Annotated in this window: 14 protein-coding genes; all 14 read left to right on the top strand. The window is 62.1% G+C overall.

Annotation, left to right across the window (positions count from 1 at the left end; translation table 11 throughout):
* Nucleotides 1-33: 33 nt before the first annotated feature.
* Genes rfbF through pseI form a run of 14 tightly spaced genes read left to right on the top strand, consistent with a single transcriptional unit; the run spans nucleotide 34 to nucleotide 15,237 of the window.
* The gene (gene rfbF, locus DXT77_RS19675; protein WP_085733770.1) at nucleotides 34-807 is read left to right on the top strand and encodes a glucose-1-phosphate cytidylyltransferase; all 774 of its coding nucleotides are present in this window, start codon (nucleotides 34-36) and stop codon (nucleotides 805-807) included.
* The gene (gene rfbG, locus DXT77_RS19670) at nucleotides 789-1,871 is read left to right on the top strand and encodes a CDP-glucose 4,6-dehydratase (RefSeq protein ID WP_119428841.1); all 1,083 of its coding nucleotides are present in this window, start codon (nucleotides 789-791) and stop codon (nucleotides 1,869-1,871) included. The genes rfbF and rfbG overlap by 19 nt, the downstream gene beginning before the upstream one ends.
* The gene (locus DXT77_RS19665; RefSeq protein WP_119428840.1) at nucleotides 1,868-2,428 is read left to right on the top strand and encodes a dTDP-4-dehydrorhamnose 3,5-epimerase family protein; all 561 of its coding nucleotides are present in this window, start codon (nucleotides 1,868-1,870) and stop codon (nucleotides 2,426-2,428) included. The genes rfbG and DXT77_RS19665 overlap by 4 nt, the downstream gene beginning before the upstream one ends.
* Nucleotides 2,425-3,651, top strand: a complete 1,227-nt coding sequence (locus DXT77_RS19660) for a class I SAM-dependent methyltransferase (RefSeq protein ID WP_119428839.1) — start codon at nucleotides 2,425-2,427, stop codon at nucleotides 3,649-3,651. The genes DXT77_RS19665 and DXT77_RS19660 overlap by 4 nt, the downstream gene beginning before the upstream one ends.
* On the top strand, nucleotides 3,648-4,769 hold the full coding sequence (locus DXT77_RS19655; protein ID WP_119428838.1) for a DegT/DnrJ/EryC1/StrS aminotransferase family protein: 1,122 nt from the start codon (nucleotides 3,648-3,650) through the stop codon (nucleotides 4,767-4,769). Before DXT77_RS19660 ends, DXT77_RS19655 begins: the two co-directional genes overlap by 4 nt.
* Nucleotides 4,766-5,431 (top strand): acetyltransferase, encoded by a 666-nt coding sequence (locus DXT77_RS19650; RefSeq protein ID WP_119428837.1) that lies wholly within the window; start codon nucleotides 4,766-4,768, stop codon nucleotides 5,429-5,431. The genes DXT77_RS19655 and DXT77_RS19650 overlap by 4 nt, the downstream gene beginning before the upstream one ends.
* Nucleotides 5,432-5,461: 30 nt before the next feature.
* On the top strand, nucleotides 5,462-6,190 hold the full coding sequence (locus DXT77_RS19645) for a cephalosporin hydroxylase family protein (protein WP_119428836.1): 729 nt from the start codon (nucleotides 5,462-5,464) through the stop codon (nucleotides 6,188-6,190).
* Between the two features lie 49 nt (nucleotides 6,191-6,239).
* Nucleotides 6,240-9,164, top strand: coding sequence for a TIGR00180 family glycosyltransferase (locus tag DXT77_RS19640; RefSeq protein WP_119428835.1), 2,925 nt, complete (start codon nucleotides 6,240-6,242; stop codon nucleotides 9,162-9,164).
* Nucleotides 9,165-9,189: 25 nt separating this feature from the next.
* Entirely contained in the window at nucleotides 9,190-10,191 is a 1,002-nt protein-coding gene (gene pseB / locus DXT77_RS19635; protein ID WP_119428834.1) for a UDP-N-acetylglucosamine 4,6-dehydratase (inverting), read from the top strand.
* The gene (pseC, locus tag DXT77_RS19630) at nucleotides 10,188-11,345 is read left to right on the top strand and encodes a UDP-4-amino-4,6-dideoxy-N-acetyl-beta-L-altrosamine transaminase (RefSeq protein WP_119428833.1); all 1,158 of its coding nucleotides are present in this window, start codon (nucleotides 10,188-10,190) and stop codon (nucleotides 11,343-11,345) included. Before pseB ends, pseC begins: the two co-directional genes overlap by 4 nt.
* A 31-nt stretch (nucleotides 11,346-11,376) precedes the next feature.
* Nucleotides 11,377-11,997: a pseudaminic acid biosynthesis-associated methylase gene (locus tag DXT77_RS19625; protein WP_119428832.1), complete on the top strand. Its 621-nt coding sequence runs from the start codon at nucleotides 11,377-11,379 to the stop codon at nucleotides 11,995-11,997.
* The gene (gene pseF, locus DXT77_RS19620) at nucleotides 11,994-12,689 is read left to right on the top strand and encodes a pseudaminic acid cytidylyltransferase (RefSeq protein WP_119428831.1); all 696 of its coding nucleotides are present in this window, start codon (nucleotides 11,994-11,996) and stop codon (nucleotides 12,687-12,689) included. The genes DXT77_RS19625 and pseF overlap by 4 nt, the downstream gene beginning before the upstream one ends.
* Nucleotides 12,686-14,188, top strand: a complete 1,503-nt coding sequence (gene pseG / locus DXT77_RS19615) for a UDP-2,4-diacetamido-2,4,6-trideoxy-beta-L-altropyranose hydrolase (RefSeq protein ID WP_119428830.1) — start codon at nucleotides 12,686-12,688, stop codon at nucleotides 14,186-14,188. Before pseF ends, pseG begins: the two co-directional genes overlap by 4 nt.
* Nucleotides 14,185-15,237 carry a pseudaminic acid synthase gene (gene pseI / locus DXT77_RS19610; protein ID WP_119428829.1) on the top strand — a complete coding sequence of 351 codons (1,053 nt, stop codon included), beginning with the start codon at nucleotides 14,185-14,187 and terminating at the stop codon, nucleotides 15,235-15,237. Before pseG ends, pseI begins: the two co-directional genes overlap by 4 nt.
* Nucleotides 15,238-15,298 lie beyond the last annotated feature (61 nt).

The following is a 15,298-nucleotide window of genomic DNA, read 5'->3' as shown; positions in this document are numbered from 1 at the left end:
CGCGCAGCCCTGTGACGAACGAGAGGGGAGACCATGAAGGCAGTTATTTTGGCGGGTGGCCTGGGCACGCGCATCAGTGAAGAGTCGCACCTCAAGCCGAAACCGATGATCGAGATCGGTGGCAAGCCAATTCTCTGGCACATCATGAAACAGTATTCCGCCCACGGAATTCACGACTTCGTGATTTGCCTCGGCTACAAGGGCTACGCGATCAAGGACTTCTTCGCCAACTACTTCCTGCACACCTCCGACGTGACCTTCGACATGCGCGAAAACCGCATGGACGTTCACCAGAACTACAGTGAGCCATGGCGCGTGACGCTGGTGGACACGGGTGAGGAAACCATGACCGGTGGCCGTCTGCGCCGGGTGTCGCGCTATCTGGAAGACGAAAAAGCCTTCTGCTTCACCTATGGCGACGGTGTTTCTGATCTGAACATCAGCGCACTGGTCGACTTCCATCTGACCCACGGCAAACTGGCTACAGTGACTGCAGTGCAGCCGCCGGGCCGCTATGGTGCTCTGGATCGCGACGGTGACCGGGTACTCGGGTTCACCGAAAAACCGCGGGGTGACGGTGGCTGGATCAACGGTGGTTTCTTCGTGCTGTCACCGAAAGTCCTGCCGCTGATCGAAGGTGATTCGACCTCGTGGGAATCCGGCCCGCTGGACGGTCTGGCCGAGCGCGGTGAACTGTTGGCCTACCAGCACGAAGGTTTCTGGCAGCCAATGGACACCCTGCGTGACAAGAACCATCTCGAAGCGCTGTGGCAGAGCGGGGAGGCCCCATGGAAGCAATGGGCCTGAGTCCGGAATTCTGGCGCGGCAAGCGGGTTCTGGTCACTGGACACACCGGTTTCAAGGGCAGCTGGCTGACCCTGTGGCTGCAAAGCCTCGGCGCGCAAGTCAGCGGTTTCTCCCTCGATCCTTCGACCGAGCCGAGCCTGTTCGAACTGGCGCGGGTGTACGAAGGCATCAACGACCAGCGTGGCGACCTGCGAGACCTGGGCGCCTTGCTGGAAATCATTGCCGATACCGAGCCGGAAATCGTCCTGCACCTGGCGGCCCAGCCGCTGGTGCGTGAAGGCTATCGCGATCCGCTCGGCACGTATTCCAGCAACGTCATGGGCACCCTGAACCTGCTCGAAGCGATTCGTCAGGTCGGTTGTGTGCGCGCCTGTGTGCTGGTGACCACCGACAAGGTTTACGCCAACAAGGAATGGCTGTGGCCGTACCGCGAAGATGAAGCCCTCGGTGGCCACGACCCTTACAGCAGCAGCAAGGCGTGCTGCGAGTTGCTGGCGCAGTCTTATGCCGCGTCGTTCTTTCCGGCCGACAAGTACGCCGAGCACGGTCTGGCCCTGGCCACCGCGCGTGCCGGCAATGTGCTGGGCGGTGGTGATTTTGCCCCTGAACGGCTGATTCCCGATGTACTGAAAGCCTGGTCGGCCGACGAGCCGGTGACCCTGCGCTACCCGCAAGCCGTGCGTCCGTGGCAGCACGCGCTGGAGCCGCTGGCCGGTTACCTGCAACTGGCCGCCGGGCTCTACGAAGAAGGTCCGGAATACGCCGGGGCGTGGAACTTCGGCCCGGGCGAAGCGGACATGTGCAGCGTCGGCGAAGTGGTCGAACTGCTCGCCAACCGCTGGCCGCAGGCCCGTGGTCTGCGCATCGAACCGAGCGAGCTGCACGAAGCCGGCCTGCTGCGCCTGGACAGCAGCCGCGCCCGTCAGGTGCTCGGCTGGCAACCGCGCTGGTCGTTGCAGCAATGCCTGACCCAGACCCTCGACTGGCACCTGGCGTGGCAGAACGGCGACGACATGCGCACCGTGACCCTCGGCCAACTGAACCTGTACCGGGGCGCGCTGTGAGCGAATTTTCCTTGAAACAGTTACCGCTGGCCGGGCTGTTCAGCGTCCAGCACAAACGCTTCGAAGATCAGCGCGGGCACTTCGCCCGGCTGTTCTGCGAGGGCAGCCTGAAAGCGTTCGGCAGCGAATTTCACATCCGCCAGATCAACCATTCCTGCACTCGCGAGAAGGGCAGCGTGCGCGGTCTGCATTACCAGAATGCCAACGCGCCGGAAGCCAAATTGATCACCTGCCTGCGCGGTGAAGTGTGGGACGTGGCGGTGGACCTGCGCCCGGATTCGGAAACTTTCCTGCACTGGCATGCCGAGCACCTGAAGGCCGGCGACGGTCGCAGCCTGTTGATTCCCGCCGGTTTCGCCCACGGTTTCCAGACCCTCACCGAAGATGCCGAGCTGCTTTACCTGCACAGCGCCGATTACGCGCCGCAGCACGAAGGCGGCCTGTCGGTGAACGATCCACGGCTGGCGATCGCCTGGCCGTTGCCTGTCAATAATTTGTCAGCGCGTGATTCCAGCCATCCCGCGCTCGATCAACACTTTGCTGGAGTGCGTCTATGAACTGCCGTGGGTGCGCCGCACCGCTGAGCCTGCCGCTGATCGACCTCGGCACCTCGCCACCGTCCAACGCCTATGTGCATGCCGATCGGCTGGAGCAGGCCGAGCAATGGGTGCCGCTGAAAGTTGCCGTGTGCCAGCAATGCTGGCTGGTGCAGACCGAGGACTACACCAGCGCCGACAGCCTGTTCGACGCCGAGTACGCCTATTTCAGTTCGTTCTCCAGCACCTGGCTGGCCCACGCCGAGCGTTATGTGGCGGAGATGGTCGAGCGCTTCGGCCTGACCGCCGACAGCCGGGTGGTGGAAGTCGCGGCCAACGACGGCTACCTGCTGCAATACGTCGCCGGTCGCGGCATCCCGTGCCTGGGCGTCGAGCCGACCCGCAGCACCGCGCAGGCTGCCCGGGAAAAAGGCCTGGAGATCCGTGAACTGTTCTTCGGTCGCGACACCGCGGCTCAGCTGAAAAGCGAAGGCTGGGCCGCCGACCTGATGGCCGCCAACAACGTGCTGGCCCACGTGCCGGACATCAATGACTTCCTCGGCGGTTTCGCCGCGCTGCTCAAGCCGACCGGCGTCGCCACTTTCGAATTCCCGCAACTGCTGACGCTGATGGCGGGTGCGCAGTTCGATACGCTCTATCACGAACACTATTCCTACCTGTCCCTGACCGCCGTGCAGACGTTGTGCGAGCGCAACGGGCTGGAAGTGTTCGACGTCAGTCAGTTGAGCACTCACGGCGGCTCATTGCGGGTGTTCGTGCAGCGCAAGGATGGCGAACGCCGTGCCGTGCAGCCAGCGGTACAACAGCAGTTGCAGGCCGAGCTCGACGCCGGGGTAAAAACCACTGAGTACTACGCCACGCTGGCGCCGGCCGCCGAACGCATCAAGCATGACCTGCTGCGCTTCCTGTTGCAGGCCAGGGCCGATGGCAAGCGTGTGGTCGGCTACGGCGCCGCCGCCAAGGGCAACACCTTGCTCAACTACGCCGGGGTCAAGCCTGACCTGTTGGCCTGGGTCGCCGACGCCAACCCGCACAAGCAGGGCAAGTGCCTGCCGGGCAGCCGCATTCCGATCGTGGCGCCCGAGCGCATTGCGCAAGAGCGGCCTGACTACATTCTGGTACTGCCGTGGAATCTGCTGAGCGAAGTGACGCAGCAGTTGTCGTCGGCCAAAGCATGGGGCGCACGCTTTGTCGTCGCCGTTCCGGAGTTGATCATTCAATGAGCAGAATTCACTACACCAAACCGAGTGTCGGCGAACTCGAAGCGCAATATGCCCTGGACGCCGTGCAGAACGGCTGGGGCGCGCGTTGCTACGAATACCTGACCCGTTTCGAGCACGGTTTCGCCGAGCATCTGGGGTCGACCTACGCAATCGCTACTTCCAGTTGCACCGGCGCCCTGCACATGGGCATGGCGGCATTGGGCATCGGTGCCGGCGACGAAGTGATTCTGGCCAACACCAACTGGATCGCCTCCGCAGCACCGATTACCTACCTGGGTGCCACACCGGTGTTTGTCGATGTCCTGGGCGATAGCTGGTGCCTCGATCCGCAACAGGTCAGAAACGCGATCAGCCCGCGCACCAAAGCCATTCTGGCGGTGCACCTCTACGGCAATCTTTGCGACATGGATGCCTTGCTGGCCATCGGCAAGGAATTCGGCATTCCGGTGATCGAGGACGCCGCCGAAGCCATCGGCTCGCAGTGGCGTGGCAAGGCTGCCGGTTCGCTGGGGGCCTTCGGAGCGTTCTCGTTCCATGGCACCAAGACCATGACCACCGGCGAGGGCGGCATGTTCGTCACCTCGGACAAGGCCTTGTATGAGCGCGTGCTGACCCTGTCCAACCATGGCCGTGTAGCGGGTTGCACCAAGCAGTTCTGGCCGGAATTCGTCGGTTTCAAATACAAGATGAGTAACCTGCAGGCGGCGGTCGGCTGCGCGCAGGTCGAGCGCATCGAAGAGTTGATTGCGCGCAAGCGGGCGATCTTTGCCAACTATGCGCAGGCGCTGGAAGGCGTGTCGGGCGTGTCGCTCAATCCCGAGCCGGCTCACGGGCGCAACGGTTACTGGATGCCGACCGTGGTGTTCGATGCCGATACCGGTATCCATCGCGAGCAACTGATCGCGGCGTTCCAGGCCGCCGACATCGATGCCCGAGTATTTTTCTGGCCGCTGTCGACGCTGCCGATGTTCTGCGAGCACAACGTTGACACCCCGGTGTCCTTCGCCCTGCCGGAGCGCGCTTTCAATCTGCCGAGTTATCACGAAATGACTGACGCCGATCAGCAGCGTGTGGTGCAAGTGGTGCTCGACTTGCTGGCCAGCAGGAACGCACCGTGAAGATGTATCTGCTGGGCGCTGCCAACCCGGAAGCGGTGCGCATGCTGCAGGCCGTCAAGCGCAGCACGCCGAACATCGAGTTTGCGTTTCTCGACAACGATCCGCGCAAGCACGGCACGCTGTTTTACGGCGTGCCGGTGGTCGGCGGTTCGGAGCGGGTGGCAGAGCTCAATGGACCGGACGTGCGCTTCGTCAATCTGATCACCGGCAGTACCCGTTTACGCTACGAAACCACCTGCCAGTTGGTAGAGGCCGGCGCGCAACTGGGCCAATTCATCCATCCCGGCATCGACCTGAGCATGATTCGCATGGGGCAGGGCAGTTACCTGCAGGAAGGCGTGTTGATGCAGGCCGAGGTCGAGCTCGGCGACAACACCAGCATCAGCGCCGGCAGCGTGGTGGGGCATGAAGGGCGGATCGGTCATTCGGTGTTCATGGCGCCCGGCGTGTGTATTGCCGGCTGCGTGGAAATCGGTGACGGCACCTTCATCGGTACCAACGCCACGATCCTGCCGCGCCTGCGCATCGGTCGCTGGGTGACCATCGGCGCGGGCGCCGTGGTGACGAAAGATGTCCCGGATTTTTCGGTCGTGGTGGGTAATCCCGCCAGGATCATCAAGAACAACACGGTGCCTTACCCGGACGCCAAGGTGTTCAAGTAAGCCGTTTTCCCGAATTTTTGGAGAGTCGCAATGAATCCACATGAGCAGTTTCGCGAAGAAGTGAAGGCCAACATCGAAGGCCTGCAACAGGACAAAGCGTTGCAAACCGAGTCGCTGGACTGGGTCGGCACCACCGCAAAGCACAAGTACACCTACAACTTCAGCTGGATGGGCCGGCCGATCATCCAGTTCCCGCAGGACATGGTCGCCATGCAGGAAATCATCTGGAACCTGCGTCCGGACGTGATCGTGGAAACCGGTATCGCCCACGGCGGTTCGCTGGTGTTCTACGCCTCGATCCTGGAGCTGATCGGTCATGGTGAAGTGCTGGGCGTCGACATCGACATCCGTCAGCACAACCGTGAAGCCATCGAAGCGCATCCGATGTTCAAACGCATCAGCATGATCCAGGGTTCGAGCATCGATCAGGCCATCGTCGACCAAGTGCGCGAGCGCGTGCAGGGCAAGAAGGTGCTGGTGGTGCTGGACTCCAACCATACCCACGAGCACGTCCTCGAGGAACTGCGTCTCTATGCACCGCTGGTGTCGGTGGGCAGCTACTGCGTGGTCATGGACACCGTGGTCGAAGACATGCCGGAAGACGCCTTTCCGGATCGTCCGTGGGGCAAGGGTGACAACCCGAAAACCGCCGTTTGGGCATACCTGGAAGAGAACCGTGATTTCGAGATCGACCAGTCCATTCACAGCAAGTTGCTGATCACAGTCGCGCCGGATGGTTATCTGCGCCGCGTACGTTAATCGACAAACAACGCAGAGTTTTCGGCGACTCGCCGCTTGTGGGGAAAATATGCAAGGCAAGAACAGTTCTGAACACGGTGTGGCACTCAACGACCAGTTGACCGTTGTGCTGATCTCTCACGAACGCCCGGCGTTTCTGCGCAGGGCCGTGCGTTTCTACAGCACGCTGCCGTGCCGGATCCTGGTACTGGACTCGTCCGCCGAGGCGCTGCCGGGCGTGGCCGGGCAATTCACCAACGTGGATTATCAGCACCTTCCGCAGTTCGGCTATTGGGGCATTCGCGCCAAGCTGGCCTACGGTGTTCAGCAGTTGCAGACGCCCTACATGGTGTTCGCCGCCGACGATGATTTCCTGGTGCACGATGCCCTGCATGAAGCTGTCGCCTTCATGCAGGCCAATCCCGACTACAGCCTGTGCCACGGCTACAGCATGATGTACCTGACGCTGGCCAACGGCGTCAGCTACTACCGGCGTGACAAGAAAGTCTGCGAAGACTACGCGTCCGATCGAGCCCAGGATCGTCTGCTGGATTACATGTCGCAGTACCTCCCGCCGTTTTATGCGGTGCAGCGCACGCAGGTGCTGCGCGACTGGTATGACGCGATGCCGGAAGACACGATTTTCCAGTGGCAGGAAGTCGGTCACACCTATTACATGCTGGCGCGGGGCAAGGCACGCATTCTGCCAATCCCTTATGTCGTGCGGGAAATCAACTACCAGCATTCCGATCACAACACCGAGATCTTCCACTCGTTGGCGTACACCGACGCCAGGTCGGTGTCCGAGCGCGAAGCCTTCGCCGCTTTCCTGGCCGGCCTGCCGACGCAGGTCGAGCACCAGGATCCGCAGCAGGGCAAACAGTTTGTCCTGGAGAGTTTCGAGGCCCTGGCCGACAGCCTGCGTACCGGTCGGGCATTGACCGCAGAGCTGATTATCGAGTCGGCCTGGACGGATATCGAAACCGGCCCGCAGCGTCGTTTCGGGCCGCGTCAGTACGTTGAAATGCCGTTCTACAATCAGGCGTTTTTCGATCAACTGACTCAGTTCGAGTTTCTGCTGCACGCCATGCCGGCCGGCCGCATTCAGTTGCAAGGGCTGGAGGGCATCTGGGCCCGCCAGGAAAACCTGATGCTGGCCCGCAACAACGACACGCCGGAAAGTGTGGTGGACCGCTTGTGGCAAGCCCACGACGCCAACGTGTTCAACCGTACCGTCATCAAACGTCTGGTAGCTCAGTTGCAGTTGCTGGGTGAAGACGAGGACGCCGAAAAGCTGCGTAAGTGGAATGCGCGCCTGGAAGCGGTATCGCTGGAAGGCAATCAGGCGACATTCAGCAAAATGCGCACGGGCCGCTTGCTCAAGTGGCTCGATGCGCGTCAGCCCGACACCGAGCAGGCCGAGGCGATTGCCCGTCACCTGGCGGCGAATGGCGGCGGCCCTCAGTTCGGCATTTTCCTGCTCGATCTGGATAACGACATCGACAAGTTGCAAGTCACCCTGGACAGCTTGCTCGAAGGTCACAGCAAGGCGTTCAAAGTGGTGGTGTTCACCACCGGAGAGCCACCGGCGGCAACCACCGCGCAGAACACCCTGCACTTTGTGCGGGTCACCCAGAGTAACTTCGTCGACAAACTGAATCTGAGCGTGCGCCAATCGCCTTGCGACTGGCTGCTGCTGGCAGAAGCGGGCGACGAGTTCACGGCGGGCGGTCTGTTGCGCGCCGGCCTGGAACTGATGTCGGCCGGTGAATGCCGTGCCGTGGCCACTGACGAAATCCAGCGCACCGCCGAAGGCGCATTGATCGATACCTTCCGTCCGGGCTTCAACCTTGACCTGCTGCAAAGCCTGCCGGCACAGATGGCTCGGCATTGGCTGATCCGCCGTGACGTACTGGTCGAGGCCGGCGGCTACCAGGCCGATTTCAGCAAAGCGCTGGAGTTCGATCTGCTGCTGCGCATCATCGAGCAGGGCGGTCTCAATGGACTGGCGCACCTTGATGAACCGTTGCTGATTTCCCGGGCAGCGGAACCGGAAGAAAACGCCGACGAGCGTCAGGCCCTGCTGCGGCATCTGGGCAATCGCGGCTACAAGGCCAGGATCACCTCGACGCAACCTGGCACCTATCAGGTCGACTACCGTCACACCGAGCAGCCGCTGGTATCGGTCATCCTGCCGGCCAGTGATGATCTGCCGGCACTGAAGCGTTGCCTGGAAGGTATTTTGCTCAGAACGCGCTACACCCGTTATGAAGTGTTGATCGCGGCCAATCCGAACCTCTCGGCTGACGTCAATGACTGGCTGGGAACCCTGCGCAACGCCAAGGTCCGCGTGCTGCGCGCCGAGCAGGTCCTGAGCGACGTGGCGCTGTGCAATGCTGCCAGCCAGGAGGCACAGGGCGAGTTCCTGGTGCTGATGGCGGCCGATGGTGAAGTGGTCAACCCGAACTGGATCGAGCAGTTGCTCAATCACGCCCTGCGGCCGGAGGTCGGCATCGTCGGTGCGAAACTGGTCGACCGTGACGGCAAGATCTCCCAGGCGGGTCTGATTCTCGGCTTGAATGGCAGCGTAGGTTCTGCCTTTGTCGGTGAGAAACACGACGCCAACGGTTACATGCATCGCCTGGCGGTGGAGCAGAACTACTCGGCGGTATCGGGCGTCTGCCTGATGGTGCGCAAGGAACTGTTCGATGCGCTGGGTGGCCTGGATGAACAGGCATTCGCCGACGGTTACAGCGATGTCGATCTGTGCCTGAAGGCGGGCCAGGCCGGTTTCCTCACCGTATGGACGCCGCTGGTCCAGGTGATTCATTCCGGTCATCAGGCGCAGTCGCCGCAAGCGCTTCAGGCATTGCGTGAGAAATGGTCTGGCGCGTTCGCGGGCGATTCGGCTTACAACGCCAACCTGAGCCTGATCGGCAAAGGGTTTGTCCTGGATGAAAGCGCTTCGCTGAACTGGGCACAGTTGATCGCCTAGGTCGACAGGGAACGGGACTCAAGACATGTTCAACGGTAAATCGATTTTAATCTCCGGTGGCACCGGCTCGTTCGGGCGCAAATTCATTGCGCGCCTGCTCAAGCAATACCAGCCCAAACGTGTGGTGGTGTTCTCCCGGGATGAACTCAAGCAATACGAAATGCAACAGACGTTCAACGCGCCGTGCATGCGTTACTTCCTGGGTGACGTGCGCGACGCCGAGCGTCTGCGCCAGGCCATGCGCGGCATCGATTACGTGGTGCATGCCGCGGCGTTGAAGCAGGTGCCGGCGGCGGAGTACAACCCGACCGAATGCATCCGTACCAACGTCAATGGCGCAGAGAACATCATCGCCGCCGCCATCGACAACGGCGTGAAGAAAGTCGTCGCACTGTCCACCGACAAGGCGGCGAGCCCGATCAACCTGTACGGCGCCACCAAGTTGCTGTCGGACAAGTTGTTCGTCGCCGCCAACAACATTGCCGGTGAGCAACAGACGCGTTTTGCCGTGGTGCGCTACGGCAACGTGGCCGGTTCGCGCGGCTCGGTGGTGCCGTTTTTCAGCAAGCTGATTGCCGATGGCGCGACCGAATTGCCGATCACCGACGAGCGCATGACCCGTTTCTGGATCACCCTCGATCACGGCGTGCAATTCGTCCTCGACAGTTTTGCGCGGATGCACGGCGGTGAAGTGTTCGTGCCGAAGATCCCGTCGATCCGCATTGTCGATCTCGCGCGGGGAATGGCCGAGCACCTGCCGCACAAGAACGTCGGTATCCGTCCCGGCGAGAAGCTGCACGAGCTGATGGTGCCGCTGGACGATGCGCGGATGACCCTGGAGTTCGAGGATCACTATACGATCCAGCCTTCGATCCGCTTCACCAGCGTCGATGTCGATTTTGCTGTCGATAAACTCGGCGAACACGGGCGGCCGGTGGGCGAGGACTTTGAGTACCGCTCCGACACCAACCCGCATTTCCTCTCGGTGGGGCAGATCGCCGACCTGCACGCGAAGCTGTCGGTATGATTCCCTACGGTCGGCAAAGCCTCGACCAGACGGACATCGACGCGGTGGTCGAGGTGTTGCAGTCCGACTGGCTCACTCAAGGTCCGACCATCGAGCGCTTCGAGCAGGCGATGGCCGAGCGTTGCCAGGCGGATTTCGCGGTCGCGGTGTGCAACGCCACGGCGGCGCTGCACATTGCCTGCCTGGCCGCAGGGTTGGGTGCGGGTGACCGTTTGTGGACCACGCCGAACACCTTTCTCGCGTCGGCCAACTGCGGCCGTTACTGCGGCGCCGACGTTGACTTCGTGGACATCGATCCGCTGACCTGGAACCTCGATGCCGAAGTTCTGGCCGGCAAGCTCGATGCTGCCGAGCGCGACGGCACCTTGCCCAAAGTGCTGGTAGCGGTGGCGTTTTCCGGGCAAAGCTGCGACATGCGGCGAATCGCCGAACTGGCCGAACGTTACAACTTCACCGTGATCGAAGACGCCTCCCACGCGGTTGGCGCCAGCTACGCCGGGCGTCCGGTGGGTTGCGGCGAATTCGCGGCGATGACGGTGTTCAGCTTCCATCCGGTGAAGATCATCACCAGCGGCGAAGGCGGCATGGTGCTGACCAATCGCCCGGAACTGGCCGGGCGCCTGCAACGCCTGCGCAGCCACGGCATGACCCGCGACCCGCAGCAGATGACCGAAGCCAGCCACGGGCCGTGGTACTACCAGCAGGTCGAGTTGGGCTTCAATTACCGGATCACCGATCTGCAAGCCGCACTGGGCCTGTCACAGCTGGGCAAACTGGACGACTTCATTGCCCGTCGCCGGGAGCTGGCAGCACGTTACGACCGTTTACTGGCCTACTTGCCGGTCACCGTGCCGAGTGCTCAGCAGGACGCCGAATCAGCATGGCACTTGTACGTAGTGCGCTTGCAGACCGATCGCATCAACCTCAGCCACCGTCAGGTGTTCGAAGGCTTGCGCGCGGCCGGCATCGGCGTGAACCTGCATTACATTCCGGTGCATCTGCAGCCGTACTATCGTGAACTGGGTTTCGCCGAGGGAGACTTTCCCGAAGCCGAGCGTTATTACGCCGAAGCGATCAGCCTGCCGCTGTTTCCGCTGCTGAGCGATCAGCAGCAGGATTACGTGGTCGAGCAATTGCGTCGATTGACTGAATGAGTGCCGCTGCGGCGGTGGATGGAAAACGGCAATGCGTGATCTGAGCGAACAGGAACAATTCTGGCAGGGCGAATTCGGTAACCAGTATGTCGACCGCAATATCGGGCAACCGCTGGTGGCCGCCAATCTGGCGTTGTTCGCCAAGGCGCTGACGCGAGCCGGGCGGATCGACAGCCTGCTGGAACTGGGTACCAACGCCGGGAACAACTTGCAGGCGTTGCGTCAGCTGTTGCCGCGCTGCGAACTGTTCGGTGTCGAAATCAACGCCAGCGCCTGTGCCCAGGCCCGGGCGCTGGATATCGCACAGATCTGGCACGGCTCGCTGTTCGACTTTCCCCGGGAGCGCCAATACGACCTGACGCTCAGCAAAGGCGTGCTGATTCATCTGGCGCCGGAGCTGTTGCCGACTGCCTATGCGCAGTTGTACGAGCTGAGCCAGCGCTACATTCTGGTCGCCGAATACTACAATCCGTCGCCGGTGGAAGTGTCCTATCGCGGCAACAGCGGCAAGCTGTTCAAGCGTGATTTCGCCGGGGAAATGCTCGATCGCTATCCGGATCTGCAGCTGCTGGATTACGGCTTCGGTTATCACCGCGATCCGCAATTCCCGCTGGATGACATCACCTGGTTCCTGCTGGAAAAACGCCCTTGAGCAACGTCGCAATCATCCCGGCCCGTGGCGGAAGCAAACGCATTCCGCGCAAGAACCTCAAACCGTTCGACGGCGTGCCGATGATTGCCCGTTCGATTCGCACGGCACTGGATTCGGGTTTGTTCGATCAGGTGGTGGTCAGCACCGATGACGAGGAGATTGCCGAGCTGGCACAGGCTCATGGTGCGCAGGTACCGTTCTTGCGACCGGCGGAACTGGCCGATGACTTCACCGGCACCGCAGCAGTGATCGTGCATGCCTTGCAGCAACTGCCGACCTTCGATTACGCCTGCTGCGTGTACGCCACGGCGCCGTTGTTGCAGGCGCGGTTCCTGCGTCAGGGGCTGGAGTTGCTGGCACAGCATCCGGACAAGGCCTTTGCTTTTTCGGTCACCGATTTCGGCTTTCCGGTGCAGCGCGCCTTGACCCTCGACGAGCAGGGCGCGGTGAGGGCGTTGTACCCCGAGTTTCGCAATACCCGTTCGCAGGATCTGCCCGCTGCCTATCAGGATGCCGGCCAGTTCTATTGGGGGCGCAACGAGGCCTGGTTGCGGGGTGAGTTTCTGTATTCGCCGGCCAGCCTGCCAGTGATCCTGCCCCGGCATCTGGTGCAGGACATCGACACCGCTGAAGACTGGAAACGTGCCGAGTATCTCTACGCGGCACTCAAGGCCGGCGGAGAGCTGCAATGAGAGTGCTGATCCGCGCCGACGCCTCGCCGACCATCGGCAGCGGCCATATCGCCCGATGCCTGACGCTGGCGCGAATGTTGCGTGCGCAGGGCAGTCATGTGGCATTTGCCTGTCGTCGTTTGCCGGGGCATCGGCTCGATGCGTTGCAGGCCGAAGGCTTCGAGACGTTCGCGTTGCCGGATCGCTACGCCGGTGAAGACCCGGAGCAGGCCATCGAGTCGATGCTGCCGTGGCAGGCGGATATCGATGCGCTGGCGACGCAGCTGGAAGGGCAGGCCGGATTCGACTGGGTCATCGCCGACCATTACGGCCTCGATCATCACTGGCAGACCGCTGCCCGACGCTTCGCACCACGGATCGCCGCTGTCGACGATCTGGCGACCCGTCGCTACAGCGTGGATCTGCTGCTCAATCAGAATCTCTCCGGCCTCAGTGAAAACTATCAGCCGCTGCTGCCGGCTGGTTGCCGAACGTTGCTCGGCCCGCGCTTTGCCATGCTGCGTGAAGAGTTCGGCGGCCCGGCCATCGAAATCAAACCTGTGGCGCGGCGGGTGCTGGTGAATTTCGGCGGCTTCGACGCTGCCCGCCAGACCCACCACGCGATGCGGGCGCTGGCGGATTTTTCCGGGCTTGAAGTGGACTTTGTCGCGGGTGCAGACAACCCGGCATGGACAGAGATGCAGGCACTGGCCGAGACGCGGCCGAACTGGCGTCTGCACAGTTTTGTCAGCGATTTTCATCGACGCATGACCGAAGCCGACCTGTTCATCGGTGCCGGCGGTGGTACCAGTTGGGAGCGCGCGGCCTTGGGCCTGCCGACTATCTGCATTGCGGTGTCGAACAACCAGCAGAACAACGGCGAGGTGATGGCGGCGGCCGGGGCCCATGTGTTCATGGGCGCCCGGGAGCAGGTGAGCGTCGAGCAACTGCGTGATGCCATCGGCTTTGTCGTCGACAATTTTTATCTGCGCCAGAGCCTGGCCGAGCGTTCACGACAATTGGTCGACGGGCGCGGTGCGCCGCGGGTCGCGGCGGCACTGGCCGGTGCGGTGCTCAAGTTGCGTGCAGTGACGCTGGACGATGCGCAGGTGTTGTTCGACGGGCGCAATGCCGAAGCGGTGCGTCGCTGGTCGCTGGAAAGCGGCGTGATCGAGTGGTCGCAACATCTGAACTGGTTGAACGCCAGTCTGCGCAATCCTCAACGACTGTTGTTGATCGCCGAGGCCGATGACGGCCCGGTCGGTGTGTTGCGCTACGATCTGCGCGGTTTCGAGGCCGAGGTTTCACTGTATCTGCTGGAGGGGCGATTCGGTCTCGGCTGGGGCAGGGCGCTGCTGACGAGGGGCGAGGCGTTCGTCACGACGCACTGGCCGCAACTGACCGCGATCAGCGCACAAGTCTTGCCGGCCAATCAGGCCTCATTGAATGTATTTCGTGACGCCGGGTTCACTCAAAGTGCCTGCGCGTTCACCAAGGATTTGAAGGAACACCGTTCATGAACAGTTTCAAGATTGGCGATCGCCTGATCGGTGCCGACGCACCGCCGTTCATCATTGCCGAAATGAGCGGCAACCATAACCAGTCGCTGGACGTCGCCCTGCAGATTGTCGAGGCGGCGGCCAAGGCCGGTGCTCACGCCTTGAAGCTGCAAACCTACACCGCTGAAACCATGACGCTGGATCTGGCGGAAGGCGAATTCTTCATCAAGGATCCGAACAGCCTGTGGGCCGGCACCTCGCTGTACAACCTGTACGAAAAGGCCCACACGCCGTGGGAATGGCACGCGCCGATCTTCGCCCGGGCCAAGGAGCTGGGCATGCTCGCGTTTTCGACGCCGTTCGATGACAGCGCCGTGGACTTTCTTGAAAGCCTCGACGTGCCGGCCTACAAGATCGCCAGCTTCGAAAACACGGATCTGCCGTTGATTCGTCGTGTGGCGGCCACCGGCAAACCGCTGATCATTTCCACCGGTATGGCCAGCATCGCCGAACTCGATGAAACCGTGCGCGCGGCCCGTGAAGCCGGTTGCAAGGATCTGGTGCTGCTCAAGTGCACCAGCACCTACCCGGCGACGCCGCTCAACAGCAATGTGCGCACCATCCCGCATCTGCGAGAGCTGTTCGGTTGTCAGGTGGGGCTGTCCGATCATTCGATGGGTGTTGGTGTGTCGGTGGCCGCTGTGGCGCTCGGGGCTACGGTGGTTGAAAAGCACTTCACCCTCGACCGCGCAGCGGGCGGGGTGGACGCCAGTTTCTCGCTGGAGCCCGCGGAAATGGCCAGCCTGGTGGTCGAAACCGAGCGCGCCTGGCAGGCCATGGGCCAGGTGCATTACGGCGTGACCGAGGCCGAGAAAAAGTCTCTGGTCTACCGTCGGTCGCTGTACGTCACGGCCGATATGGCGGCCGGTGAACCCTTCACGGCGGCCAATCTGCGCGCCATTCGTCCCGGTCTCGGTCTGCCGCCCAAGCACACTGACGCCGTCCTCGGCCGCCGCGCGCGCGCGCCGATCAAACGCGGCACGCCGCTGGACTGGTCGCTGGTCGAATAACCCGATCTGCACCGATTCGGCAAAATAGCGTGACCTGCGAGTCATAACGCGCATCTTCACT

Source organism: Pseudomonas sp. 91RF, from assembly GCF_003576265.1.
Classification (GTDB): Bacteria; Pseudomonadota; Gammaproteobacteria; order Pseudomonadales; family Pseudomonadaceae; genus Aquipseudomonas; species Aquipseudomonas kribbensis.
This window is presented reverse-complemented; position numbering and strand designations above follow the sequence as displayed.